The sequence below is a fragment of the Hymenobacter sp. FMD4 genome, from assembly GCF_058932745.1.
Genome location: NZ_JBZYWH010000001.1, coordinates 263,512 through 285,843 on the forward strand (window position 1 = coordinate 263,512; position 22,332 = coordinate 285,843).

19 protein-coding genes and 1 riboswitch are annotated in these 22,332 nt (G+C 58.9%); of the genes, 12 read left to right on the plus strand and 7 right to left on the minus strand.

Features of this window, described 5'->3' with window-relative positions; translation table 11 throughout:
* Positions 1-63: 63 nt before the first annotated feature.
* The gene (locus AC5FXY_RS01125) at positions 64-2,568 is read right to left on the minus strand and encodes a TonB-dependent receptor (protein ID WP_493554788.1); all 2,505 of its coding nucleotides are present in this window, start codon (positions 2,566-2,568) and stop codon (positions 64-66) included.
* Positions 2,569-2,628: 60 nt separating this feature from the next.
* A riboswitch (TPP riboswitch) is annotated at positions 2,629-2,731 on the minus strand.
* 379 nt (positions 2,732-3,110) lie between these two features.
* Between AC5FXY_RS01125 and AC5FXY_RS01130 the strand changes: the two genes are divergently transcribed.
* Entirely contained in the window at positions 3,111-3,356 is a 246-nt protein-coding gene (locus AC5FXY_RS01130) for a hypothetical protein (RefSeq protein ID WP_493554789.1), read from the plus strand.
* A gap of 14 nt (positions 3,357-3,370) precedes the next feature.
* Here AC5FXY_RS01130 and AC5FXY_RS01135 read toward each other — a convergent pair whose 3' ends face one another.
* The 4 genes from AC5FXY_RS01135 to pnuC are packed head-to-tail and all read right to left on the minus strand — an operon-like array spanning position 3,371 to position 5,890.
* Positions 3,371-3,784, minus strand: coding sequence for a GNAT family N-acetyltransferase (locus AC5FXY_RS01135; protein ID WP_493554790.1), 414 nt, complete (start codon positions 3,782-3,784; stop codon positions 3,371-3,373).
* A 1-nt stretch (position 3,785) separates the two neighbouring features.
* On the minus strand, positions 3,786-4,667 hold the full coding sequence (locus AC5FXY_RS01140; protein WP_493554791.1) for an aldose 1-epimerase family protein: 882 nt from the start codon (positions 4,665-4,667) through the stop codon (positions 3,786-3,788).
* A 6-nt stretch (positions 4,668-4,673) separates the two neighbouring features.
* Positions 4,674-5,252, minus strand: a complete 579-nt coding sequence (locus AC5FXY_RS01145; RefSeq protein ID WP_493554792.1) for an AAA family ATPase — start codon at positions 5,250-5,252, stop codon at positions 4,674-4,676.
* Positions 5,252-5,890 carry a nicotinamide riboside transporter PnuC gene (gene pnuC, locus AC5FXY_RS01150; protein WP_493554793.1) on the minus strand — a complete coding sequence of 213 codons (639 nt, stop codon included), beginning with the start codon at positions 5,888-5,890 and terminating at the stop codon, positions 5,252-5,254. The genes AC5FXY_RS01145 and pnuC overlap by 1 nt, the downstream gene beginning before the upstream one ends.
* Before the next feature lie 133 nt (positions 5,891-6,023).
* Here pnuC and AC5FXY_RS01155 point away from each other — a divergent pair, with 133 nt between their 5' ends.
* Entirely contained in the window at positions 6,024-6,350 is a 327-nt protein-coding gene (locus AC5FXY_RS01155) for a rhodanese-like domain-containing protein (RefSeq protein ID WP_493554794.1), read from the plus strand.
* Between the two features lie 79 nt (positions 6,351-6,429).
* The gene (gene hrpB, locus AC5FXY_RS01160; protein WP_493554795.1) at positions 6,430-8,970 is read left to right on the plus strand and encodes an ATP-dependent helicase HrpB; all 2,541 of its coding nucleotides are present in this window, start codon (positions 6,430-6,432) and stop codon (positions 8,968-8,970) included.
* Positions 8,971-8,984: 14 nt separating this feature from the next.
* Here hrpB and AC5FXY_RS01165 read toward each other — a convergent pair whose 3' ends face one another.
* On the minus strand, positions 8,985-9,821 hold the full coding sequence (locus AC5FXY_RS01165; protein ID WP_493554796.1) for an FRG domain-containing protein: 837 nt from the start codon (positions 9,819-9,821) through the stop codon (positions 8,985-8,987).
* A 226-nt stretch (positions 9,822-10,047) separates the two neighbouring features.
* On the opposite strand from AC5FXY_RS01165, the gene AC5FXY_RS01170 reads away from it, so the two are divergent.
* The 9 genes from AC5FXY_RS01170 to AC5FXY_RS01210 all read left to right on the plus strand — a co-directional run bounded on the left by AC5FXY_RS01170 (position 10,048) and on the right by AC5FXY_RS01210 (position 21,236).
* Positions 10,048-10,815: a DUF2490 domain-containing protein gene (locus tag AC5FXY_RS01170; RefSeq protein WP_493554797.1), complete on the plus strand. Its 768-nt coding sequence runs from the start codon at positions 10,048-10,050 to the stop codon at positions 10,813-10,815.
* A gap of 138 nt (positions 10,816-10,953) precedes the next feature.
* Positions 10,954-12,432 carry an IMP dehydrogenase gene (gene guaB / locus AC5FXY_RS01175; RefSeq protein WP_493554798.1) on the plus strand — a complete coding sequence of 493 codons (1,479 nt, stop codon included), beginning with the start codon at positions 10,954-10,956 and terminating at the stop codon, positions 12,430-12,432.
* Positions 12,433-12,623: 191 nt separating this feature from the next.
* Positions 12,624-14,702: a GAF domain-containing SpoIIE family protein phosphatase gene (locus tag AC5FXY_RS01180; RefSeq protein ID WP_493554799.1), complete on the plus strand. Its 2,079-nt coding sequence runs from the start codon at positions 12,624-12,626 to the stop codon at positions 14,700-14,702.
* A 20-nt stretch (positions 14,703-14,722) separates the two neighbouring features.
* Positions 14,723-15,052, plus strand: a complete 330-nt coding sequence (locus AC5FXY_RS01185; RefSeq protein WP_493554800.1) for an STAS domain-containing protein — start codon at positions 14,723-14,725, stop codon at positions 15,050-15,052.
* A 27-nt stretch (positions 15,053-15,079) separates the two neighbouring features.
* The gene (locus AC5FXY_RS01190) at positions 15,080-15,490 is read left to right on the plus strand and encodes an ATP-binding protein (RefSeq protein WP_493554801.1); all 411 of its coding nucleotides are present in this window, start codon (positions 15,080-15,082) and stop codon (positions 15,488-15,490) included.
* Between the two features lie 108 nt (positions 15,491-15,598).
* Positions 15,599-17,920, plus strand: a complete 2,322-nt coding sequence (locus AC5FXY_RS01195; RefSeq protein ID WP_493554802.1) for a peptidylprolyl isomerase — start codon at positions 15,599-15,601, stop codon at positions 17,918-17,920.
* Positions 17,921-18,186: 266 nt separating this feature from the next.
* Positions 18,187-19,563 carry a peptidylprolyl isomerase gene (locus AC5FXY_RS01200; protein ID WP_493554803.1) on the plus strand — a complete coding sequence of 459 codons (1,377 nt, stop codon included), beginning with the start codon at positions 18,187-18,189 and terminating at the stop codon, positions 19,561-19,563.
* A gap of 132 nt (positions 19,564-19,695) precedes the next feature.
* Positions 19,696-20,661 (plus strand): AAA family ATPase, encoded by a 966-nt coding sequence (locus AC5FXY_RS01205; protein WP_493554804.1) that lies wholly within the window; start codon positions 19,696-19,698, stop codon positions 20,659-20,661.
* Positions 20,662-20,774: 113 nt separating this feature from the next.
* A complete protein-coding gene (locus tag AC5FXY_RS01210; RefSeq protein ID WP_493554805.1) occupies positions 20,775-21,236 on the plus strand; it encodes a hypothetical protein in 462 nt (153 codons plus the stop codon).
* A gap of 95 nt (positions 21,237-21,331) precedes the next feature.
* Here the strand turns inward: AC5FXY_RS01210 and AC5FXY_RS01215 are convergent, their stop codons facing one another.
* Positions 21,332-22,216: an SDR family NAD(P)-dependent oxidoreductase gene (locus AC5FXY_RS01215; RefSeq protein ID WP_493554806.1), complete on the minus strand. Its 885-nt coding sequence runs from the start codon at positions 22,214-22,216 to the stop codon at positions 21,332-21,334.
* Positions 22,217-22,332 lie beyond the last annotated feature (116 nt).

The following is a 22,332-nucleotide window of genomic DNA, read 5'->3' on the forward strand; positions in this document are numbered from 1 at the left end:
CACCGGGCTTTTTGAGTAGGGCCGTTACCAAGTTGGCTACAAACAGCTTGCAGCCGTCGGCAATTAAAACTTCACGCCCACCGACGCCAAAAAATTGCGCGTGGCCTGCGGGAAGTACCAATTGAACGTTTGCTGCCGGCCAGCGGCATCGGGGTAACCGTAGGTGTAGCCGTTGGCCACGTATTCGCGGTTCAGCAGGTTATTCACCAGCAGGCCCAACTCTATTTCCTTCACAAATACCGGCCGGATGGTGTAGCGCAGACGCAGGTCCATCACCTGGTACGGCCGAATGCGCCGGTCTTCGCTGGTGGAATTGTCGAGGTACTGGCGGCTTACCGTCTTGTACAGCAAGGCCACGCGCAAGCCGCGCAGTGGCTGACCTTCCAGGGTATGCGCCGACACCACCGCGGGCGAATACGAGATGGTAGCCGAGCGGCTTTCAGCTTCCACAACCGGGTTGTAGTCGCTGTCGTAGGAGACTAACCGGAAATCCCGGATGCGGTTGCGGCTGAGGGTGAGCGTGCTGCTCAGGCTAATTTTATCATTGGCTGATGCAAAGCCCGTCAGCTCCACGCCGGTGCGGTAGCTGCTGGGCACGTTGGTGCGCAGGGCAGTGCCCACATCGTTCAGCTGGCCGGTAGCCACCAGCTGATTGCGGTAGTTCATGTAAAAGTAGTTGGCTTCGAAGCGCAGAAGCGTGTTGACGCCCAGCCAGCTGGTGTTGGGCAACGATAAGCGGTAACCGCCTTCAAAGTCGTTGAGCCGCTCAGGCCGGGCGCTGACGTCGCCGGCAGGGCGGTCGGTAAAGTCGGAGCGAACGGGTTCACGCTGGCCCACCGCAAAGCTGCCGTAGAGCTGTTGGCCTTCGCCGAGCGTGAACGTAGCCCCGGCCTTGGGGTTAAAGAAGGTGTAGCGGGCGCGGGTGGTCACGTCGTTCTGATCGTCCTCCACCCCATCAATGGTGTACTTAATGTGGCGCAGCTGCAGGTCGCCGTACACACCCAGGCGCGGCAGCACCTGCCAAGTGGCGCGGGCGTAGCCGTGGTAGTCGGTTTTCTGGGCGTCGTTACCGTAGTAACGGTGCCGCATGCCGCCATTGGAAGCGTATTGCGCCCAGATTACTTCGCCGTAGTGGTCGTTATTGAAGCGGTTCCACGCGCCGCCCACGGTGGCCTGAAACCGGTCGTTGTTGCGAGGCTCGTAGTTAAGCGCGAAAGTGCCGCCGTAGAAGTAGTTATCCAGCCACTTCTGGTCGATGAGGTTAGTGCGGGTGATGATGCTGTCGCGGATGACCACGTTGGCCAAGTTGTAGTCGGCGAACTTGCGGCGGGCGCGGTAGCTTTCGTAGTAGCCAAAGCCCCGCGTGAGGTGCAGGGCCGCGCCCAGGTTCCAGTCGGCGCCCAAACCCTGCGAAAGGTGCAACTGGTAGTGGTTCTGCTGGTAGTTGTCGGTCTGGTTGTCGTAAGTGTAGTAGCTAAAGCGGCGCCCCTCACGCAAGGCGCGCTCAGCCTCGGCTTCCGACCGCTCCCCCAGTTCCCTGTTGTCGACAAATTGCTGCTTCAAGGCCTGATTGCCAGTCAGGGCAAATTCCGGCACGCCGTTCCACGACTGATACGTCTTTTCGCGGCCCGAAAAGGTGATGAACTTCAGCAGCGTGTTGTTCTGCTGATAACCGCCCGAGAAGTAGTACGATTTCAGGTCCGAAGCACCGCGGTTCACGTAGCCATCGGAAGCAATGCGCGACAGGCGCCCGTCGAACGTAAAGCGCCCGCCGATGAGGCCGGTGCCGAACGAGACGTTGTTTTTCCAGGTATTAAACGAGCCAAACGAGTTCTGCGACTCGGCATAAGCTTCGCGGCGGTTGTCGAGGGTGCTGATGTTGATGCTGGCCCCAAAGGCAGCCCCGCCGTTCTGACTGGTGCCCACCCCGCGCTGAATCTGCAAGCTCTGGATGGAACTGGCCAAATCGGGCAGATTCACCAAAAACGCCCCGCGTGACTCCGGGTCGTTCAGCGGCACCCCGTTGATGGTCATGTTGATGCCGGTGCTATTGGTGCCTCGGATGCGAATATCGGTGTAGCCTACGCCGGCCCCGGCATCCGACGTAACCACCACGGAAGGCGTCTGATCGAGCAGGTAAGGAATGTCCTGACCGAAGTTGCGCTCCTGCAGTTGCTCCCGGCTCACGTTGGTATAAGCTGTGGCAGTGCGCTCGTTGGCGCGGGTGGCCGTTACCACGGCTTCGCCGGTGAGCACATCGGCGGGCAGCAGCGCCGCGGTAAGCTGCTGCGGCGCAGGCTGACCCGATATGCGGCGCAGCAGCGGCTGGTAGCCCACGTAGCTGACGCGCAACTCGTGAAGGCCTGCTTCGACGGTCGGCAGCTGAAATGCGCCACTGGCATCGGTAGTACCAATGGCAGCACCGTCGAGAGTGATGGTGGCACCGGCCAATGCCTGGCCGCTACGTGCGTCGGTGATGACGCCTGACACGGGGCCTTGCGCCCATGCCGCGCCGACGGGCAGCCACGCAAATAGCGCTGCAGCCGGCAGAATGCGAGAAGTAAACAAAATGTGGTAAGAAAGAAAAGTGGAACGAAACCATACCCCAGGGGTCGGAGCATGGCTTTCCCGTTCGCGGACCGTTTTTTCCCTTCGCCGGTACTAGCCGGATCAGGTTCAATGGGTATCATCTCAGCCATGCTGCGTAAGCAAGGCACCCCTAAACGCGGCACAAAGGTATGCGCTAGGCCGCGCTTGATGCAATGGTTTATTGAGCGCCGAACTTTTTGGTCCGGCTCAGGGGCACTATTGCCGCCGATCCTTTTGCCCGTTTGGAGTACGCCAAAAGGAGCCGGCAGTCCCTCTTTGCTGATTCTATTGAGCAGGATTCGGAGAGTAATCCGTCGAGCTGCAGTACCCGTTTTTTACAGACCTACGAATTCCTCGCCAAACAAAACTCTAGCATAAGGGTCTACATATAAGTATATTACTCTTAGTAGTAGACGCTTGAAAAAAGCCGCGCCGGAGCAAAACCAGGCCGGCCCTTGTCCCGTTACCTGCAAGACAGCCAGTTCCTTTCTACTGGTTCTCACCACAGCCCGAATACCGCCATGATTAGCCTTGTTTATACGCTCGTGGTCCTTACCATTCTGGCCTACTTCATGGTAATGCCACGCCGTACTGCTTCCCGTCCCCCATCAGCTGACAACGACGACGAAGGCGGCGAACCGCTCGATGACGGCCTGCCGGACCTCGACCTGCCGCCTGGCATTACCCGGCCCATTAACGACTGGGAGCCCGACTACAACCGCCGGCCTTACCGTCCGGTGAAGCCACGCGAGCCAGCGCTTTCCTAAAGTCTCGGTCTGCTTTAAGGCAGCCTTCGGCTCATGCGCACGTACGGAAACGGTCCCTTATAAAACGTGGAGCCATCCACTTGAAACCCGAACCGGTGGTAAAAGCCGGCAGCTTCAGCGCGTGCGTCGCACCATAAGCTTTGGGCGCCTAACAGCTCTGCTTGGGTTATAATATGCCCTAGCAAAGCTGAGCCAATGCCCTTTCCCTGCTGATCGGGTCGGGTAGCGAACTTGCGGAAGCGCGCCTCCTGGCCGGTCACGAACAACGACACGACGCTCACCAGCTCCTCAGCTTGGAATGCCCCAAAGTGCAGACCTGCTTCATCGTCGGGGATGCGTACATATTCCAGAGGCTTGTCGGGCCATAGCACCGCCTGCCGCAGCGCGTAGGTCTCGGGAGCCGTTATGAGCCGGATATCCGCGCCCATGTTATTCCGCCGTAATGGTATAGCGGGCCGAAAAAGTAGCGCCGGGCGCCAGTGTTAGCATTCCTTCTTTGTCGCGCAGCTCGGGGGAGCTGTCCACGGAGCTGGCAATGCCGTGCCAGGGCTCGATACAAACAAAGGGCGCCTCGGGGCCTTTGGTCCATAGCCCGAGGTAAGGAAAGCCGTCGAACTGCATCTGCACGGCGCGAGGCGAGCGGCGACTGGCCAGGGCCACGCGGGTGAAGTCGTAGTGCTTGAGCACCAGCGCATCCTGGCTGAATAGCTCGTACGTGAGCGGCAGCTCAGCAGCATTTTCCAGAATGGTCTCGGTTTGGCCATTGAGCAACCCGCCCTGGAGCAGGTGCCGCTCCAGCGTCACGGGATGATCGAAGCGGAAGGCATAATCTTCAAACGACTCCCCGGGTAGCAGCGGGCAGCGAAACGCCGGATGCGCCCCAATGCTGAACAGTAGCTCGGCATCGGCGGCTGTGTTGCGCACTTGCCAGGTGACGTGCAAGGTGTTTTCCTGCAGGCGGTAGCCAATGGTCAGTTCGAAGGCAAAAGGGTACTGCTCGCGGCTTTGCGCGTCGTCGGTCAGGCGCAATTGCACGCTGGTAGCCGACTGTTTTACCAAAGCAAAGGCTCGGTCGCGGGCGAAGCCGTGCTGAGGCAGCTGATAGGTTTGGCCGTTGTGCTGATAGGTATCATTAGGCAGGCGGCCGACTATCGGAAACAGCACCGGAGCGTGCCGGGCCCACACGGCCGCATCGGCCTGCCACATATACTCCAGTTCACCGAGGTCCTGCCGGACAAAGCTGCTGAGTTCGGCGCCGTGCTCGTTGATGCGCACGCGGCACTGGTCGTTCTGGAGGGTGTAGGCAGTCATGAGGCTTCAGTGTTTGGGGTTGGCGGCTGCTTGCGTAGCGGGCTCGTAGCCGTGGCTGAGCAGGAGCTCATCTACCAGAAAACAGGCTTGCTCCAGCCGCCGTTGCGGGCAACCGCTGACTTCGGCAAAATTGGACAGCCGATCATCCAGCTCGCGGCGGTAGAGGTCGTAAAAGTACTGGCGCTGGTGCGGGTGCTCTCGCAGCGGGTCGGGTTGCCACGGAATGTCTACGCCCAGCAGCAGAATCAGATCATACTGCCGCTGCTCGATCTCCTGCTGAATCCATTCCGGGCAGTGCCCAAAAGCGTGTTCGGACCACACTTTGATGACCAATAGCTCCGTGTCGCAGAATATTACGGGACGGCGGCAACGCTCGGCAGCTACCACGGCGGCATCTTCGGCGGCTATTTGCCCACGGGCAATTTCCTCGATGTCCTCCAGCGTATACGCCAGGCCGGCAGGCCGGGCCTCCAGATATTCCCGCGCAAACTCCGGCACCCAAGCAGTATGGTAGTGCTCGGCCAGTTGCTGGCTCAAAGTGGTTTTGCCCGTGGATTCGGGACCAGTAAGCGCAACTCGGAGCATCAGCGGGCGGATAAAGCAGAGGAAACGCTGGGTTCGGCCGGACGCTTCATCAGCCGGCGCCACTCCCAGTAACCGTAAGCGGCCAAGGCCAGAAAAATGACGTACTGCACGCTGAACAAGGCAAGGCCGCGGTGCAGGTAAAGCGCCACGTATACCACGTCTACCGCTATCCACAGCAGCCAATTCTCCAGCTTCTTACGAGTAAGCAGATATTGGGCCACTAGGCTGATTGCCGTGGCGCCGTTGTCCCAGTAAGGCGCCGCAGCATCGGTGTACTTATCGAATAAGTAGCCCGCGACAAGCGTAAATGACCCGCCCAGCCCGGCCAGCACCAGCCACAACCGGGCGCCGGTCCGGCTGATGTGCAGCGTTTCCTGTTGTGGCCCTTTGCGCAGCCACAGCCACCAGCCGTACACAGCTAAGCCAATGAACACTACTTGCAGCCCCGTGTCAGAGTACAGCTTGGCATCGAGATATACTATACCAGCCAGCAGGCAAGCCACAATCGCCACCGGAAAATTCCAGACCGATTCGCGCGCGGCTAGCCACACGCAGGCCAAGCCGGTCACAAAACCCCATATTTCATAGGAGCTACTGGCCAGCAGAGCCGACCAGAACTCAGACCAAAAAGCACTCAATGGATACTGCTAAACGGGCGGAAAGTACGGCCGGAGCCAGGGCTTGGGTGGAAGCCACGGCCAAAACTAGCGAGTGTTAGGCTACTTTTGTGCACGCTACCAATGGTTTCTGCCCGGCCAGCCCCGATTTTTTATGTCTTTGCCTGAACTGACGCCCGAACAACTTCGCGACCGACTTGCCGCCGGCGAAACCCTCCAGCTCATCGACGTGCGCCAGCCCGAAGAGTATGCTTACTGCCGTATCGAAGGCAGTCAGCTGATTCCGCTTGGCGAGCTGCCGCGCCAAGCCGAGGACATCGACCCCGACACGCCCACAGTGCTCATCTGCCACCACGGCGTCCGCTCCATGCAGGCCCTGGCTTACCTGCAACACCGCCACGGCCTCACCAACCTGCTGAACCTGCGCGGCGGTATCCACGCTTGGTCCGTCCGCGTCGACCCATCAGTACCGGTTTATTAGCGGCGAGGCAACAAATTTGACCTTCCGCTACTCATTACCACCTCGCCAACGCACCACTTCACCAATTTCTAAACTCCCCTTGACCTTCCCCGATCTGCCCATTCGCGCCGCGCTGCCCGAACTCACGGCCGCGCTCGAAGCCAGCAACCGCGTGGTGCTGCAGGCACCGCCCGGGGCCGGCAAAACCACTCTCGTTCCGCTGGCTTTGCTGGCGGCTCCGTGGCGGCAGGAAGGCAAAATCTTGATGTTGGAGCCTCGGCGTCTCGCCGCCCGCGCCGCCGCCACGCGCATGGCGCAGCTGCTGGGCGAATCGGTGGGTCAGACAGTAGGCTACCGCGTGCGGCTGGAAAACAAAGTATCGGCCCAAACGCGAATTGAGGTTGTAACCGAGGGTATCCTCACCCGCCTTGTGCAAGACGACCCCGCCTTGGAAGGCATAGCGGCGGTGCTGTTTGATGAATTTCACGAACGCAGCCTGCAGGCCGATCTGGGCTTAGCTCTTACGCTGGATGCCCAGGCCGTACTGCGGCCTGAACTGCGGCTCGTCGTAATGTCCGCTACGCTGGATGCCGCTCGGCTGGGCGTCTGGCTACAAGCGCCGGTGGTGACCAGCGAGGGCCGCATGCATCCGGTGGAGACACACTACCTAAGCATTCGTCGGGCAGCCAGTGTTTCCAATCGGCCTCACGAACGCTTGGCGGAACTCACGCCGGCCACCGTGCGCGAGGCCCTGGCTGAGCACTCCGGCGATGTGCTGGTATTCCTGCCTGGCCTAGCCGATCAGCGCCGCGTGAGCGAGCGGCTGGAACCGGCGCTTTCCGCTGATGTGGACTTGCACGTGCTGCACGGCGAGCTTCCGCTTGATAAGCAGGATGCGGCCCTGCGCCCCGCGCCCACCGGCCGCCGCAAAGTGGTGCTAGCCACCAGCATTGCCGAAACCAGCCTTACCATCGAAGGCGTGCGCGTGGTGGTGGATGGCGGCTACGCCCGCGTGCCGCGCTTCGTGCCACGCACCGGCCTGACTACCCTCGAAACTGTACCCGTCAGCCAAGCTGCCGCCGATCAGCGCCGGGGTCGGGCCGGCCGCCTCGGGCCAGGCATCTGCTACCGACTCTGGGCTGAAAACGACCACGCCGCGCTGCCGGCCCACCTCGCGCCCGAAATCCTAACCGCTGACCTCAGCAGTTTAGCGCTGGAGCTGGCCTTGTGGGGCACCACCGATGCCACATCCTTGCAGTGGCTCGATGTGCCACCGCCCCCCGCCATGGCCCAGGCTCGGGAGCTATTGGTACGGCTAGGTGCTCTCACTGCTACGGGTCAGCCCACAGCTCATGGCCGCGAACTGGCCCGATTGGGTTTGCCGCCCCGACTGGGTCACCTCGTAGTGCGTGGCCGCGAGCTGGGTCACGGCCCCACGGCCTGTGCGCTGGCTGCGTTGCTAGCCGAGCGTGACATCCTGCGTGCCGCCGACGGTCAACCGGCTCCGCCCGACCTGCGCCTGCGTCTTGAGGCACTGCAAAGTGGCCGCGCCCCGTTGCCCGGCTTGCATCCCGACGCGAGTGGACTGCGCCGCGTGCGCGAAGCCGCCCAGGCCCTGCGTAACCGCGCTGGAGTAAAATCAGCCAACCTCGAACCCGATGTAGCAGGCGTGCTGGCGGCCCTGGCATACCCCGACCGCCTTGGGCAACGCGAAGGCGGCGAGCGGCTGCGCCTCGTCACAGGGCAACGCGTCACGCTGCCGGCCGAGTTCTTTGCGGCGGATGACGCGTTCTTTGCGGCGGCTCATTTGGACGGGCCCGCCAACTCGCCCCGTGCGGCCTTGGCAGCACCGCTCTCCCGCAGCGAAGTAGAAGATTTGTTCGCCGAGCAAATAGAAGAGCAGGCCGAAGTGCGCTTTGATGCAACGACTGGCCGGGTGCTGGCACGCCGCCTGCGCCGTTTGGGGGCTCTGGTGCTGTCGGAAGCCGCCCAGCCTAAGCCCGACCCGGAAGCGGTAGCAGCAGCTTTGCTGGAAGGTATCCGGGCGCAAGGTCTGCGCAGCCTGCACTGGACTGACGCCGCTCAGCACCTTCGCGACCGGCTTGCCTTTCTGCACGTTCACTTTGCGGCCGACTGGCCTGCTGTTTCCGATGAAACCTTGCTCAGTGACCTGGACAGCTGGCTGGGCCCTCACCTGGTTGGCCTACGCAGCCTAGCCGACGTAGCACGACTGGACGTTACGGAGCTTCTGCTGGAAAGACTTCCCAATGGTTGGCCGCAGCGCCAAGAGCTTGACCGCCTGGCCCCTTCACACCTAGAAGTACCCAGCGGCTCACAAGTTCGCATCGATTATACCGACGCCACGGCCCCGGTGCTGGCCGTGAAGCTGCAGGAGCTGTTTGGCTTAATCGAAACGCCTACCGTGGCGGCTGGCCGGGTACCGTTGCTGCTGCATCTGCTGTCGCCGGGTGGCCGCCCGGCTCAGGTTACCCGTGACTTGCGCAGCTTCTGGCAAACGGGCTACTTCGAGGTACGCAAGGACCTGCGCGGCCGCTACCCCAAGCACCCTTGGCCCGACGACCCCATGAGTCACGTGCCCACCAAGCTGACGAAGAAGCGCTTCGAGCAAAGCGGCCAATAGGAAGCCACCACAGATCAGTCGCCAGGAATCCGGTCGGTGCGCGGGTCGTGGCTCTGGGCGGGGCTGTAGTGCCGGTGTAGCCAGCGGCTGAGCCCGCCAAGGCCTGGAAATAGTACCCGTTCGGTAATATTGGCTTGGTCCAGCTTGTCGCGGGCTTCCCATTTCAGTCGCGCCGGCACAATGATGCGGAAGTACAGTTCGGGGTGCTCTTCCAGCCAGTTGTCTAGGCAAGCCTGGGCCGTCGACATCAGCGCGAAAAGTGCGTACTGATGGATGATGCGCGCATCAAGCGAAGGTGGCTCCAGGAAAATCAAAAAGGGCTGTTCGGGCTGCATGTCGGCCAGTTCGCGCAGGTTGCGGCATACGGGCTCCAGCAGATCCGGCGTAAATACATTAGAGCCTTCGGCTTTCAGCGCCTGGCGCAGCCGCTCGGGCATGTACTCGGCGGCCTTCACGTAGTTGAGTGCCCAAATGACCCCGTCCTCGTGGTAGGCATCGAGGTCATCGGTAGCAAAATGGAGCGCAACGTAGGGCGAGTAAGTCCAGTCGAGCAGGCGCGTGGGTAAGCCGTGGTGCTGCGCTACCGACAGCCAATCCCAAACCGAGGACTTATCGGGAATGGAGGTATCGTGGGCATACTTGCGAAAATTGCGCAGCAGGTGATGCTCCAATTCGTGGTACGCTCCGCCCATGCGCTGCAGGCTGGTGGCCAGATTGTAGTCGTGCGAACGAACGCCGCGGTACACGAAAGGCGAGCGAAAACGGCCGATTCGGCCATCCCAGGCATCACGGAATAAAGCGTGTTGCAGCTCTTCCCAAGAGCTTACTTTTAATTCGTTGGGCGTGTTCACGGAAACGTGCTTGGGTGGGGCGGCAATGTTAGGTACGCAAAAATGCACGGCAATGCTTCATCTACCTGCTGTGTTCTTCACCCCGACTCTCAGTTTGCCTGCGTAGCCCTCCATTTGAGGCCATTCCTTCTTTGTGCGTTCCAACCCGAAAAACTTAACATAGCCAATCGTAACATTTAGGTAACATAGACCGATATTGGATAACATTTCCTTAACACTCGGTGCTATGGCCCTACGCCTACTACTCTTTTTGCGGCTGGCTTGCTTAGCGCTGCTGGCCTTGGCAGCGCGGCCGGCACTAGCCCAAATGCCGGAAGGTCGCGTAGCCGACCCCAACCGCCACCTATGGCTGGTGTACAACGGCAGCTTTCGGCTTTCCGAGCAGTGGGGTGTGTACACCGAGGCCCAGGCCCGTCGCGCCGATTTCGGCAGTAAGGCTCAGCAGAACCTAGCCCGCATTGCGGCCGACTACCACTTGTGCAAATCACTGATTTTGACTGGTGGCTATGCTTTTCAGCTGTCATACCCCTATGGTGAGTTTCCGGCTGCCGAACGTTCTCCCGAGCACCGCCTGTACCAGCAAGTGCTGCTGCGCGACGAAGTAGGCTCGCTGCATCTGCAGCACCGCTACCGCCTGGAGCAGCGCTGGATTCGCTGGCCGCAGGAGGAACCCTTTACTTATCAAAACCGCTTCCGCTACCAGCTGCGCCTTGCTGTACCGCTCTTCGGCCAGGAAATGATGCGCGGCATGCCGTATTTAGTAGCTTCCGATGAGCTGATGCTCAACTTTGGCCGCAACGTGCGCAATAACATCTTTGACCAGAATCGGCTGTATGCCGGCTTCGGCTACGTGGCCAGCCGCAACGTGAACATCGAGGGCGGCTACCTGCACCAGCTAGCCCAACAGCGTAACGGCCGCGTACTGGAACACAATCACACCTTGCAGCTAAGCGTAATCCTGAACGTTGATTTGCGCCCAGAAACCCAGTTCTAGCCCTGACTGAAACAGTAAGCAGGTCGCGTATTTCAAGCTGTTGAAGCATAAGCGTAACATAAGGCTACGCGCGGTTCCGGAAAAAACGCCGTAGCTTTGCGTGGCAAAAGGAGTCAACCACGTAACCAGCCTTTTGCTATGGCCGCCGAACCTGCCGCCAAGATTGCCTTCGAGGCGCTGACCTACGACGACGTACTGCTGCTACCTGCCTATTCGGAGGTATTGCCCCGCGACGCCGACACCCGTACCCGCCTTACCCGCCGCATTCAGCTGAACATTCCGTTCATCTCGGCCGCCATGGACACCGTCACCGAAGCCGAAATGGCCATTGCCATGGCGCAGGAAGGCGGTATTGGCATCATTCACAAGAACATGAGTGTGCGGGCGCAAGCCGAGCTGGTGCGCCGCGTAAAGCGCAGCGAAAGCGGCATGGTGCTCGACCCCATTACGCTTAATGAGCAGGCCACTCTGGCCGATGCACAAAAGCTGATGCGGGAAAACAAAATCGGCGGCATTCCCATCGTCGACGGCGACCAGCGCCTGTGCGGTATCCTTACCTCGCGCGACATGCGCTTTGAAAAGGATTTGACCAAGCCTGTAACAGCCGTAATGACGCCCGGCGAACGGCTCATCACGACGCCCGTCGGCACGGACCTGGCCCAGGCCGAAACCATCCTACAAAGTAACCGCGTAGAAAAACTGCCGGTGGTGGACGCCGATGGCCGCTTGCAGGGCCTCATCACTTACCGCGACATCCGGAAGCGTCGCTCCCGCCCCCGCGCCTGTAAAGACGAGTTCGGCCGCCTGCGCGTCGGCGCCGCCGTAGGCGTCACGCCCGACACTCTGGAGCGTGTAAAAGCTCTAGCTGATGCCGGAGTCGATGTTATCAGCATCGACACGGCCCACGGCCACTCCAAGGGCGTACTCGAAATGGTGCGCCAAGTAAAAGAGCAATTCCCGAAGCTGGACCTCATCGCCGGCAACGTAGCCACCGCCGAGGGCGCCCGCGCCCTAGCCGACGCCGGTGCCGATGCCGTAAAAGTGGGCGTTGGGCCTGGCTCCATTTGCACCACCCGCATCATTGCCGGTATCGGAGTACCGCAGCTCTCGGCCGTAATGGAAGCCGTGCGCGGTTTGGAAGGTACCGACGTACCGGTGATTGCCGACGGCGGCGTGAAGTTTTCCGGCGACGCTGTGAAAGCCTTGGCCGGTGGGGCTTCCACCGTCATGATAGGCTCGCTGCTGGCCGGCACCGAAGAAGCCCCTGGTGAAGTACTGATCTACGAAGGCCGCAAATTCAAAACCTACCGCGGCATGGGCTCGGTGGAGGCGATGGAAGACGGTTCTAAGGACCGCTACTTCCAAGACGCCGAAGACGACGTGAAAAAGCTGGTTCCCGAAGGCATCGTAGGCCGCGTGGCGTTCAAAGGCAGCACGGCCGAAGTGCTGTATCAGCTGGTGGGTGGCTTGCGGGCCGGCATGGGCTACGTAGGCGCGGCCGATGTGCCTGCCCTGCAGCAGGCCCGCATGGTACGCATCACCGGGGCTGGTCTGCGCGAATCGCACCCGCACGACGTGCAAATCATGCGCGAAGCTCCCAATTATAGCTCGCGCTGATAACTAGCTTGATTTTATAGCTGTTGCTCCCTTACAGCCGCCGCTCGGGCCCGAGCGGCGGCTGTTTTTTGCCCGGTGCCGGGCCCACGGTACTAGCCCAGTTTAGTTGGCATTCGTATCTTGGTCATCCCTTTCGGCCCGCGTTGCGTAAGGCAGGCTGGCTTTTTGACGTTTCCACCTCACTTCACTGCATGACTGCTTTCCACTCAAAGTTACTTCCGGCCGCACTGCCCTTGGCGGTATTGAGCTGGTTGGCTTTGCTGGTCTGCATGCTGCTACGCGCCGCTCCCGATGCAGCGGCGCAGTGGGGCACCCCTCCCGATTGGCTGATTCTGGTTACGCAAGCTGTTTTTGCGGCGGGCGTGTTTGCCTACGAACGTACCGTGCCCGACCGCTTGCGCGGCACCGAGTTTGTACCTCTGCTGCGGCAGTTGCTCGGCCCTGGCGTGCTGGCCGTTTTGTGCGTGCTTGCGCATCTGGCGGAGCAGACTATAGCTTCCGGGCGCACGACTGATAATCCACTGCTGCTCAATGCGCTTTACGCCCTTAACCTGGGGCTTTTTGTGTATTTTCTGGCACGTACCTGTTATACGTGGCGGTCCTTGGTGTTTTTCCGTGCGCAGCCCCGAACCCGGCAAGAGTGGTTATGGTTTGAGCTGCTACTGGGGGCTACACTCCTTTTCCGCCTGACCCAAGGCCAGAATCTGCACTGGCTCCTGTTGCCTGCGTTAGCCCTATTAGCCGGTCTGGGAGTTTACCTGTGTGCGCATCAGCAGTGGGTAGCTTATTTGAACCGACGCCAGAAGTGGGAAGTGGTATTCTTGCAGTTGGCCATATTGGGCATCATGGCGGTGTTCCTGCTGTATTTTCTCCGCCTGCAGCGCGTACCCATGCTGGTTGGCCCACTGGCCCAACACGCCTTTCTTTTGCTGGCCAGCTCCTTTGCTGCGTTCTACGCCATCATGGGCCTGCTGGTCACCCTCTTCAATTTACCTACAGCCGGCGTGTTCGAGCAGAAGCGGGAAGAAATTCTCAGCATGCAGCGACTTGCCCAGCTAATTCAGAAAGGCCAAAACGAGCAGGAAGTTTACAACTTACTCTTCGATTCGGCGGTGAAAACGGTGGAAGCCGACGCGGCCTGGCTCGATGTAAGCAACGAAAGCACCAACCCTGCCCTGCAGCACCGCCTCGACGGCAACACGCGGGAGGGCATCTGTAGTTTGCTGTCCGAATACAACATCGGTCACATTGAGTACCTCAACAACGATCTGCCTAACAGCGCTGGCTTTCGCGCTTTGGACCTGCCCTACGGCTCGCTTATCGTGATGCCGCTGCGCTCTAGTAAGCGCCATTACGGTACCCTGTACTTGCTCAAGAACTTCCGCCAGGGCTTCGACCGCGAAAACCTCAACCTGCTGCAGATTTTCACTAGCCAGACGGTGCTTAGCATCGAAAACCTGCGTCTGCTGGAAGAGTCGTTGCAAAACGAGCGGGTAAAGGAAGAGCTGAAGATTGCCAGCATTGTTCAGGAAGGCCTGATTCCCAAAGCCTTACCCGCCGACAGCTGGTTTGAGATACGCTGGCACAGCCAGGCCGCCCGCGAAGTAGGCGGCGACTTTTACGACTTCCTGCAGCTCAGCGCCTCGCGTATCGCCATTATCATCGGCGATGTGTCGGGCAAGGGTACCACGGCCGCATTCCACGTGGCGCAGATGAAGGGTATTTTCCACTCGCTGATGCTGCTTGATCAGCCCGAAAAAGGCCAGCCGCTGCAACCCAGCAAGTTTATGTCGATGGCCAACCAGGCGCTGAGCCATTGCTTGGAGCGCAGCTCGTTTATCACGGCTTCGTTTTACATCGTCGACTACAAAGAGCGTGGCTTCGCCTTTGCGCGAGCTGGGCACTGCCACACGCTCTATTACAATGCTATTACGGAGGAAACGTTCTACTTTCATACGGAGGGCCTGGGCTTGGGCATCATTCGGGATGCATCTTATGAAAAGCGCATCAAGAACATGTACTACGACTATAATCCCGGCGACGTGATGGTGATATACACCGACGGTATAGTAGAAGCCCGCAATACCGAGGACGAAGAATACGGCGAAGACCGCCTGCTTCAGATGCTGATGCGCAGCCACTTTCTGGAAGCCGAAGACATCAAGCAGGCTATTGTAACGGACTTGCAACACTTCAGCCGCGGCCTGCCAACGTTCGACGACCAAACCTTGCTCGTCATCAAGTTCAAGAATGCTCAACCCATGGCGTAGCTGCCGCGTAGAAACGGGCTATGAAAATTGTACAGAACACAGCCAACGATACCCTAACGCTCGGGCTTGACGGTGAGCTCGACGCCAGTTCCTCCGTGCTCCTAGACACTGAGCTTACGAAGCCCGAAATCCTCAATTACCGCAAGGTAATGATCGACTGCAAACGCCTGAATTACATCTCCTCGGCAGGCCTTGGAGTGTTTATTTCGCACCTGCAACGCTTTCAGGACGCGGGCGTTAAACTCGTGTTTTTCAATATGCAGGAGAAAGTGCACAACGTATTTGAAATCCTGGGTCTTGATTCGCTCATGACCATTGTGCCCAGTGAACAGGAGGCTACGGCCATCTAATTTGACTTTGCTAACTCTGACCGGCCCATGAAGCACACCATCCGTATCAGTTGCAGCCGCCGCAACCTGAAAACGGTGCGCGACTTCGTGGGCGGAGTGTTGGCCTCGTATAATCTGTCGGATATCCTGCAGAACCAGATCATCCTGGCCGTCGATGAGATAGTGGCCAACCTGATAATCCATTCCAACCACGAAGACGAAACCAAGAACCTGGATATCCGGGTACTCGTGAACGACAACGTCTTCCAGTTCGAGGCCGAAGATGACGGCCAGTCTTTTTCGCCAGCTGCCTACCAAGACCCGGACATTGCGGAGCACATTCGCATCGGTAAAAAAGGCGGTGTCGGTATTGCCCTGGTCAACCGGATCATGGACAGCGTGGAATTTACTACCATCGGCACCCGCAACTTTTGCCGCCTGAGCAAGCGCCTGACCTAAGCCTTAACGGGTCGTAGGCATCCGAAAAATGCTTAACATTGCATCAAGCAGCCGTCCGCAACTGGCGTGAGCAGGGTGTGGACGGCTTTTTCGTGTCATTTTTATCGTATGCGTAGTAACCGCATTTTGTTCTCGGGTGCCGCCTTCGCGGCCACTGTGTTGGCCGCGTGCCAGAGTACCAAACCCACTGCTACTACCAAACAACCGGTCTTGATGACGCTGGGCACCCAGGAGGTCCCCGCTTCGGAGTTTGCGTATGTATACCGCAAAAACAACAGTTCTGCCCCCGATGCCGGCACTCGTGCCAGCGTGCAGGAGTATCTGGATCTGTACACCAACTTCAAGCTGAAGGTACTGGAGGCAGAAACCCGGGGCTTGGACACCACCCAAGCGTTCAAGCGGGAGCTGGATGGGTACAAACAGCAACTGGCCCAGCCTTACCTAACAGAAAAGAGCGTAACGGACCAGCTCGTACGCGAGGCCTACGACCACATGCAGAAGGAGGTCAACGCCTCTCACATTCTGGTGCGTATTACTCCCGATGCCGACCCCAAAGACACCCTCACCGCCTACCAGAAGATCCAGGCCCTGCGCCAGCGAATCAACGGCGGCGAGAACTTTGAGCAAGTAGCCCGCGAAACTTCTGAGGACCCCTCGGCCCGCGAAAACGGTGGTCGCTTGGGCTACTTCACGGCCCTACAGATGGTGTATCCGTTTGAAGCTGCCGCCTACAAAACCCCTGTTGGCCAAGTGTCGCAGCCGATTCGCACGCGGTTCGGCTACCACATCATCAAGGTAAACGACATGCGCCAGGCCCAGGGCGAAATAAAAGTGGCTCACCTGATGGTGCGCGCCACGCCGGGCATGCCGAAAGCCGACTCTGTAACAGTAAAGAAGAAAGTAGACGAGCTATATAGCCGTTTGCAGAAAGGCGAAAACTGGGAGAAGCTTGTAGCGCAATTTTCGGAAGACGCCGGCTCGGCGGCCAACGGCGGCGAGTTGCCGCCCTTCGGCACGGGCCGCATGATTCCCTCGTTTGAGGAGGTTGCTTTCAAACTGCAGAAGCCTGGCGACTTATCAGCCCCGGTACAAACGCCTTACGGCTGGCACATCATCAAGCTGATTGAAAAGCAGCCCGTGCCGGCGTTTGAGCAGATGGAGCCCAGCTTGAAGCAGCGCGTAGCCAAAGACTCCCGCTCCGAGCTGAACCGTACGGCTTTCCTCAAGCGCATCCGCACCGAAAACAAGTTTACCGAAGCAGCGCCCGTACGCGAGGCCTTACTCGCCCAAGCAGACACTTCGCTGACGACCGGACGCTTTAAATCCGACGCCTTCCTGAGCAAGTTTGGCGGTCAGCAAGCTAAAGGCAGCAAGAAAAACACTGTAGCTGCCACCACGCCCCTATTCACCATCGGTGTGAAGCCTTACACGGTACAGGAGTTCCTCACCTTCGCCGAACAGCGCCAGCAGGCCCGCCCCGGAGCTTCGCCTTCGTTTGTAATGCAGCAGCTCTACGATCAGTTCACGGAGCAAAGCCTGATGGACTACGAGCGTGCTAACCTAGAAACCAAGCACGAAGACTACCGCATGCTCGTCAAGGAGTACCGCGACGGTATTCTGCTGTTCCAGCTGATGGACGAGAAGGTATGGTCGAAAGCCATCGAAGACACGGTAGGCCTGCAGAAGTACTTCACTGAAAACCAAGCCAAGTACCAGTGGGAGCCCCGTGTACAAGCTACCGTCATCAGTGCTGCTACACCGGCCCTGCTCACCAAGGCCCAGCAGCAACTTGCCACCGGCCGCTACACAATTAAGCGTGGCGTACCGGCCGAGCTGACCTTCCAGCCCAACAAGGACGTTCTGACCAAAGCCAGCGCCATGAGCTCCATGGACCTGGCCCAGCGCCTGTCGGCCGACACTACGCTGACGGTACGCATCACGGGCCAGATCAAGGCCGGTGAAAAAGGCGCCAACCTAGCGTTGCGCCGGGCCCAGCACGTGGCTGATCAGCTGAAGCGCCGCAAGGTTTCGGCCAACCGCATCAGCACCGCGGCAGCTCCTCGTGCGGGCAAGGCTGTGGCCAGCATTACCGTGACTACCACGCAGCTCAGTGGGCTGGAGGAAATGCTCAATGAGCAGAACCCGCTGGCCGTGCAGGTGCAGCAACGTGCTTTCCCAAAAGGTGAAAACAAGGTAGTAGACAGCGTACCGCAGCAGCCCGGCTCGTACAACGCGCAGCAGGACGGCCGCTACTACACGGTACGGGTAGAAAAGGTATTGCCGGCTGGTCCTAAAACTCTCGCCGAAGCCCGTGGCCAAGCCACTTCCGACTACCAGAACTACCTGGAGCAGGAGTGGATCAAGGAACTGCGCAGCAAGTACCCGGTGAAAGTAAACGAAGCCGAGGTGAATAAGCTCGTGACTAAATAAGCTGGCTCTGTAGCCCGCCAAAATTCAAAAACCCCGGCCAACATGCCTTGGCCGGGGTTTTTCATTGCTGCCGGGATGCAACCACCCGCCGGGTGAAGCGGCTCTTGCCCTTACGTCGTGGCTTATTTAATGCGTTTTTGTCTGCGCGGCTAATTATGCTGAAATTTACCGGCCGCTTTTGGCGTTTGCCTAGCGTAGAGGTCAGCGTTGTTGCCCAAGTCTAATCGGTTTGGGAAGTTGATTTCGGAGTTGCTTTTTGTTCTGACATGACTCATTTGTTTCGTTTGGCGGCATTGCTGCTGCTGACCTTGGTAAGCCTCAGCGCCCAGGCTCAGACCCTAGCCCGCATGTCGCGTCCTACTAATAATAAGCCGGTTGTCGACGGCATTATTGTGAAGGTGGATAATCAGATCGTGCTGCGTTCTGACTTGGATGGTATCTATCAGCAGCAGTTGCAGCAGGCCGAAGGCAAGCCATTGCCGCCCGATATTCAGTGCCGCATTCTGCAGTCGCTCACGCTGAACAAGCTGCTGCTAGCCAAAGCCGAAACTGACTCGGTAGTAGTAAGCGACGATCAGTTGAATGGCGAGTTGAACCGCCGCATGAACTACTTCGTCCAGCAAATCGGCTCTGAGAAAAAGCTGGAAGAATACTACAACAAAACGCTACGCCAGCTGAAGGAGGAATTGCGCGTGCAGGTGAAAGAGCAGCTGACTCAGCAGAAGATGCAGGATCAGATTGCCGGTAAAGTCACCGTGACGCCCCGTGAGGTGCGCCAGTTTTTTGCGCGCATTCCCAAGGACTCACTGCCCTACTACTCCACCGAAGTGGAAGTAGGCCAGATTGTGAAGCTGGCCAAGCCTGACGTCAAAGCCGAACAGGCCACACTGGCCAAAATGAACGATATCCGCGCCCAGATTCTGGCTGGAGCGGATTTCGCAGCCTTGGCCCGTCAGTTTTCGGAAGACCCGATATCGGCTAAGGACGGCGGTAACTTGGGCTTCTTTAAGCGCCGGGAACTGGTGCCGGAGTACGAGGCCGCGGCCCTGCGCATGCAGCCGGGCGGCTTGTCTCCCATTGTGAAGTCCCAGTTCGGGTACCACTTGATTCAGCTCATTGAGCGTAAAGGCGACTCGTACAACACCCGCCACATCTTGATGAAGCCCACCGCCGGTGGCGCCGACGTGGATGCCTCCAGCACTGAGTTGGCCAAGCTCCGCGTCCGTATTCTGGCCGATAGCATCAGCTTTGCTAAGGCTGCTAAAGACTTTTCGGAAGACAAAGAAACCAGCGGCAATGGCGGCTTGCTTCAGAACCGCCGCGACGGCAGCTCCTACCTACCCCTCGACCAGCTGGACCCTGCCATCTTCTTTACCATCGATACCATGAAGGTGGGCAGCATCAGCAAGCCTCTACCCTACCGCACCGACGACGGCAAAGATGCTGTGCGTATCATCTGGTTGAAGTCGAATACCCCGCCTCACCAAGCCAACCTCAAGGACGATTACCAGAAGATTGCCGCGGCTGCGCTTAATCAGAAGAAAAACAAAGCGCTTGACGAGTGGTTCTTGCGCAACCGGGGCACCGTATTTATCGAAGTAGACCCGCAGTACGCCGGCTGCAAAGTGCTGGACGTAGAGTAATAGCGGTTGCGAGTTGTCAACTACGCACAGTCAGTGGTCGAACCCACGCAGCCTCCCGGCGCGAAACCCGACCATATCCAACTGGCAGGTGCCCATCTACTACCAGCAACCGACCACTGATAACACTCTTTGATGCGACAATTTTCATCGGATAAGGAAGCCGCCGACGCGCTGGCACAGTCATACCGCACGCTACGGCAGGAAATCGGGAAGGTAATTGTAGGGCAAGATGAAGTGGTGCGGCTATTGCTGACGGCCGTTTTCTCGCAGGGTCACGCTTTGCTGGTGGGTGTGCCGGGCCTAGCCAAAACGCTGCTCGTGCAAACCATCAGCGACGCGCTGGACCTCTCCTTCAACCGCATCCAGTTCACGCCCGACTTGATGCCCTCCGATATCGTAGGCTCGGAAACGCTGAATCAGCAGCGGGAATTTCACTTCGTGAAGGGTCCGATCTTCGCCAATATTATTCTGGCCGACGAAATCAACCGCACGCCGCCCAAGACGCAGGCGGCCCTGTTGGAATCGATGCAGGAATACGCCGTAACGGTGGCAGGCCAGCGCTACGCCCTGCAACGGCCGTTTTTTGTGTTGGCTACCCAGAACCCCATCGAGCAGGAGGGCACGTACCCGCTACCCGAAGCGCAGCTGGACCGCTTCATGTTCAACATCACGTTGGGCTACCCTAGCTACGAAGCGGAGCTGCAGATCGTGAAGAATACCACGGCCGACATCAAGCTTAAAGTGCAGAAGATCCTGCATGCCGATGAGATTGAAGCCTACCAGCACTTGGTGCGCCGCGTACCGGTTACCGACAACGTTATTGAGTACGCCGTAGGGCTGGTACACAAAACCCGTCCTGGCACCGACCGCGCTTCCGCCCGTGCCACGCAACTGCTGGAATGGGGCGCCGGTCCCCGCGCTTCGCAGCATTTGATAGTCGGTGCCAAGTGCAACGCCCTGCTCAACGGCAAGTATTCGCCTGACATCGAGGACGTGCGCGCCGTAGCGCCGGCCATTTTGCGTCACCGCATCGTTCGTAACTTCAAGGCCGAAGCCGAAGGCGTCACGGTGGACCAGATTGTGCAAGAATTGCTTTAAGTCGATTGAAGGTTGAAAACGAAAATCAGCAGCTCTCACGCGTTTCATGCTTAGGCCCTGAGTAGTTCCTTTTCAGTCTTTGATTCCTCATTCTTAATTGACCCTGACTCCCCATGGAAGTCCAAGCCTACTACGAGAGCTTTCCCCGCAACCTGCACATGGTGGACGACGCCCTGCGGGCTGGCCTCGACCTTCGCACTACGGCCTTACTAACCTCGCTGCCGCTGGAAGTCTACGTGTTGGCCGAAATTCTGAATCACGGCGGCGCTGCCTTCCGGCTTACTACCGATGGGCTGCCCCGCGTAGCTGAGTTCAAACAGCAGTACGAAGCCCATTTCGACCAGGCCAACGCCATCATGCGGCAGCAGCTCGACGACTGGAAGTCGTACATGAAAACGCCGGAAGGCCGCGTGCTGACCAAGGAAATGCTTATCCGCCGGCTGGAGTTTTTTAACGAGGCCGCTCGTCAAATGAACGTCATGCGCACGCAGCAGTCCTTGGGTAGCCCCGCGCAGTACAAGCACCCGCATTTGTCCGAGGCAGCACTGATTTCTACGCTGCCCGTTCAGCGTTAATCTCCGCTGTAAGCCTCAAGCGGCAAACCAGCACACGCAAAACCAAAGGCCCCGGCTACATAGCCGGGGCCTTTGGTTTATCACTTACTGGCAGCCTAGCCCAGATGCTTCCATTCGTCTTGGCTGCGAATTTCAGCGTGCCCATCCATAGCATGCTCGAGCTTCAGTTCGCCTTCGGGCTCTTTTTTAAGCTTGCTGGGTACTTTGGCCCCATGTGCGCCTTTCGAGTTTGTAACGCCCCCGTCGACGAAGTACAAGGCGCCGGTCACAAAGCTGGCTTCGTCGGAGGCCAGGAATAAGTATACGTTGGCCACTTCCTCGGGCGTGCCGCGGCGGCCCATGGGTGTCCCCTCTACGGTTTCTTTCTCCATCTTGGAGCTCATCGGGCCGGTTTCGCTGTGCGTCCAGGCCGTATCCACGGGGCCGGGGCACACGCAGTTGGCTCGCACGCCGTTTTGCGCCTGCTCCGTAGCTACTCCTTTCATGAAGCCGTGCACAAAGGCTTTGGTACCGCCGTACGGGGTGTTTTCAGCAATACCCATCCAGCCTGCCTCCGAACCAGCGGAAATCACATTCCCCTGCGTCTTCTGCAGCTCCGGCATGGCCGCACGGGTCATCATAAAGCAGGAGTAGATGTTGTTTTTGATCATGTACTGGAACGCATCAGCGGGGTACTTATCGATGGTGGAGGTGGCCGGAAAGACACCCGCGTTGTTTACCAGAATATCAAGCTGACCGTACTCTTTCACGGCTGCGCGCACGCAGGCTTCGGCCTCTTCAGGCTTAGAGATGTCGCCAGTGTAGGCAATGGCCCGTCCGCCTGCTTTCAGAATTTCCTCGGTTACCTCATTGACGGGGTCTTCGGGAAATCCGCAAACCACCACTGCTGCGCCTTCTTTAGCAAATTTTTTACAGATGGCTTCGCCGATGCCCGCGCCGCCCCCAGTGACGATGGCCACTTTGCCTTCCAGTCGGTTCATAATCTTGGTATTTGGTTGTGAGTAGGAGCCCCGGTGCATCTGATGACGGCACAGAGGCATGCCTAAACCTAACGAGCTCATTCGTCAGGGGTTACACCAGGCGACAAAGCAGATTT

What these genes read in the sequence shown, in the direction of transcription:
- AC5FXY_RS01155 (WP_493554794.1), top strand. Translation starts at nt 6,024, where the DNA reads ATGTCTTTGCCTGAACTGACGCCCGAACAACTTCGCGACCGACTTGCC.
- guaB (WP_493554798.1), top strand. Translation starts at nt 10,954, where the DNA reads ATGGCCGCCGAACCTGCCGCCAAGATTGCCTTCGAGGCGCTGACCTAC.
- AC5FXY_RS01205 (WP_493554804.1), top strand. Translation starts at nt 19,696, where the DNA reads ATGCGACAATTTTCATCGGATAAGGAAGCCGCCGACGCGCTGGCACAG.
- AC5FXY_RS01210 (WP_493554805.1), top strand. Translation starts at nt 20,775, where the DNA reads ATGGAAGTCCAAGCCTACTACGAGAGCTTTCCCCGCAACCTGCACATG.
- AC5FXY_RS01135 (WP_493554790.1), bottom strand. Translation starts at nt 3,784, where the DNA reads ATGGGCGCGGATATCCGGCTCATAACGGCTCCCGAGACCTACGCGCTG.
- AC5FXY_RS01140 (WP_493554791.1), bottom strand. Translation starts at nt 4,667, where the DNA reads ATGACTGCCTACACCCTCCAGAACGACCAGTGCCGCGTGCGCATCAAC.
- AC5FXY_RS01195 (WP_493554802.1), top strand. Translation starts at nt 15,599, where the DNA reads ATGCGTAGTAACCGCATTTTGTTCTCGGGTGCCGCCTTCGCGGCCACT.
- AC5FXY_RS01215 (WP_493554806.1), bottom strand. Translation starts at nt 22,216, where the DNA reads ATGAACCGACTGGAAGGCAAAGTGGCCATCGTCACTGGGGGCGGCGCG.
- AC5FXY_RS01170 (WP_493554797.1), top strand. Translation starts at nt 10,048, where the DNA reads ATGGCCCTACGCCTACTACTCTTTTTGCGGCTGGCTTGCTTAGCGCTG.
- AC5FXY_RS01130 (WP_493554789.1), top strand. Translation starts at nt 3,111, where the DNA reads ATGATTAGCCTTGTTTATACGCTCGTGGTCCTTACCATTCTGGCCTAC.
- AC5FXY_RS01200 (WP_493554803.1), top strand. Translation starts at nt 18,187, where the DNA reads ATGACTCATTTGTTTCGTTTGGCGGCATTGCTGCTGCTGACCTTGGTA.
- AC5FXY_RS01190 (WP_493554801.1), top strand. Translation starts at nt 15,080, where the DNA reads ATGAAGCACACCATCCGTATCAGTTGCAGCCGCCGCAACCTGAAAACG.
- AC5FXY_RS01185 (WP_493554800.1), top strand. Translation starts at nt 14,723, where the DNA reads ATGAAAATTGTACAGAACACAGCCAACGATACCCTAACGCTCGGGCTT.
- AC5FXY_RS01145 (WP_493554792.1), bottom strand. Translation starts at nt 5,252, where the DNA reads ATGCTCCGAGTTGCGCTTACTGGTCCCGAATCCACGGGCAAAACCACT.
- AC5FXY_RS01180 (WP_493554799.1), top strand. Translation starts at nt 12,624, where the DNA reads ATGACTGCTTTCCACTCAAAGTTACTTCCGGCCGCACTGCCCTTGGCG.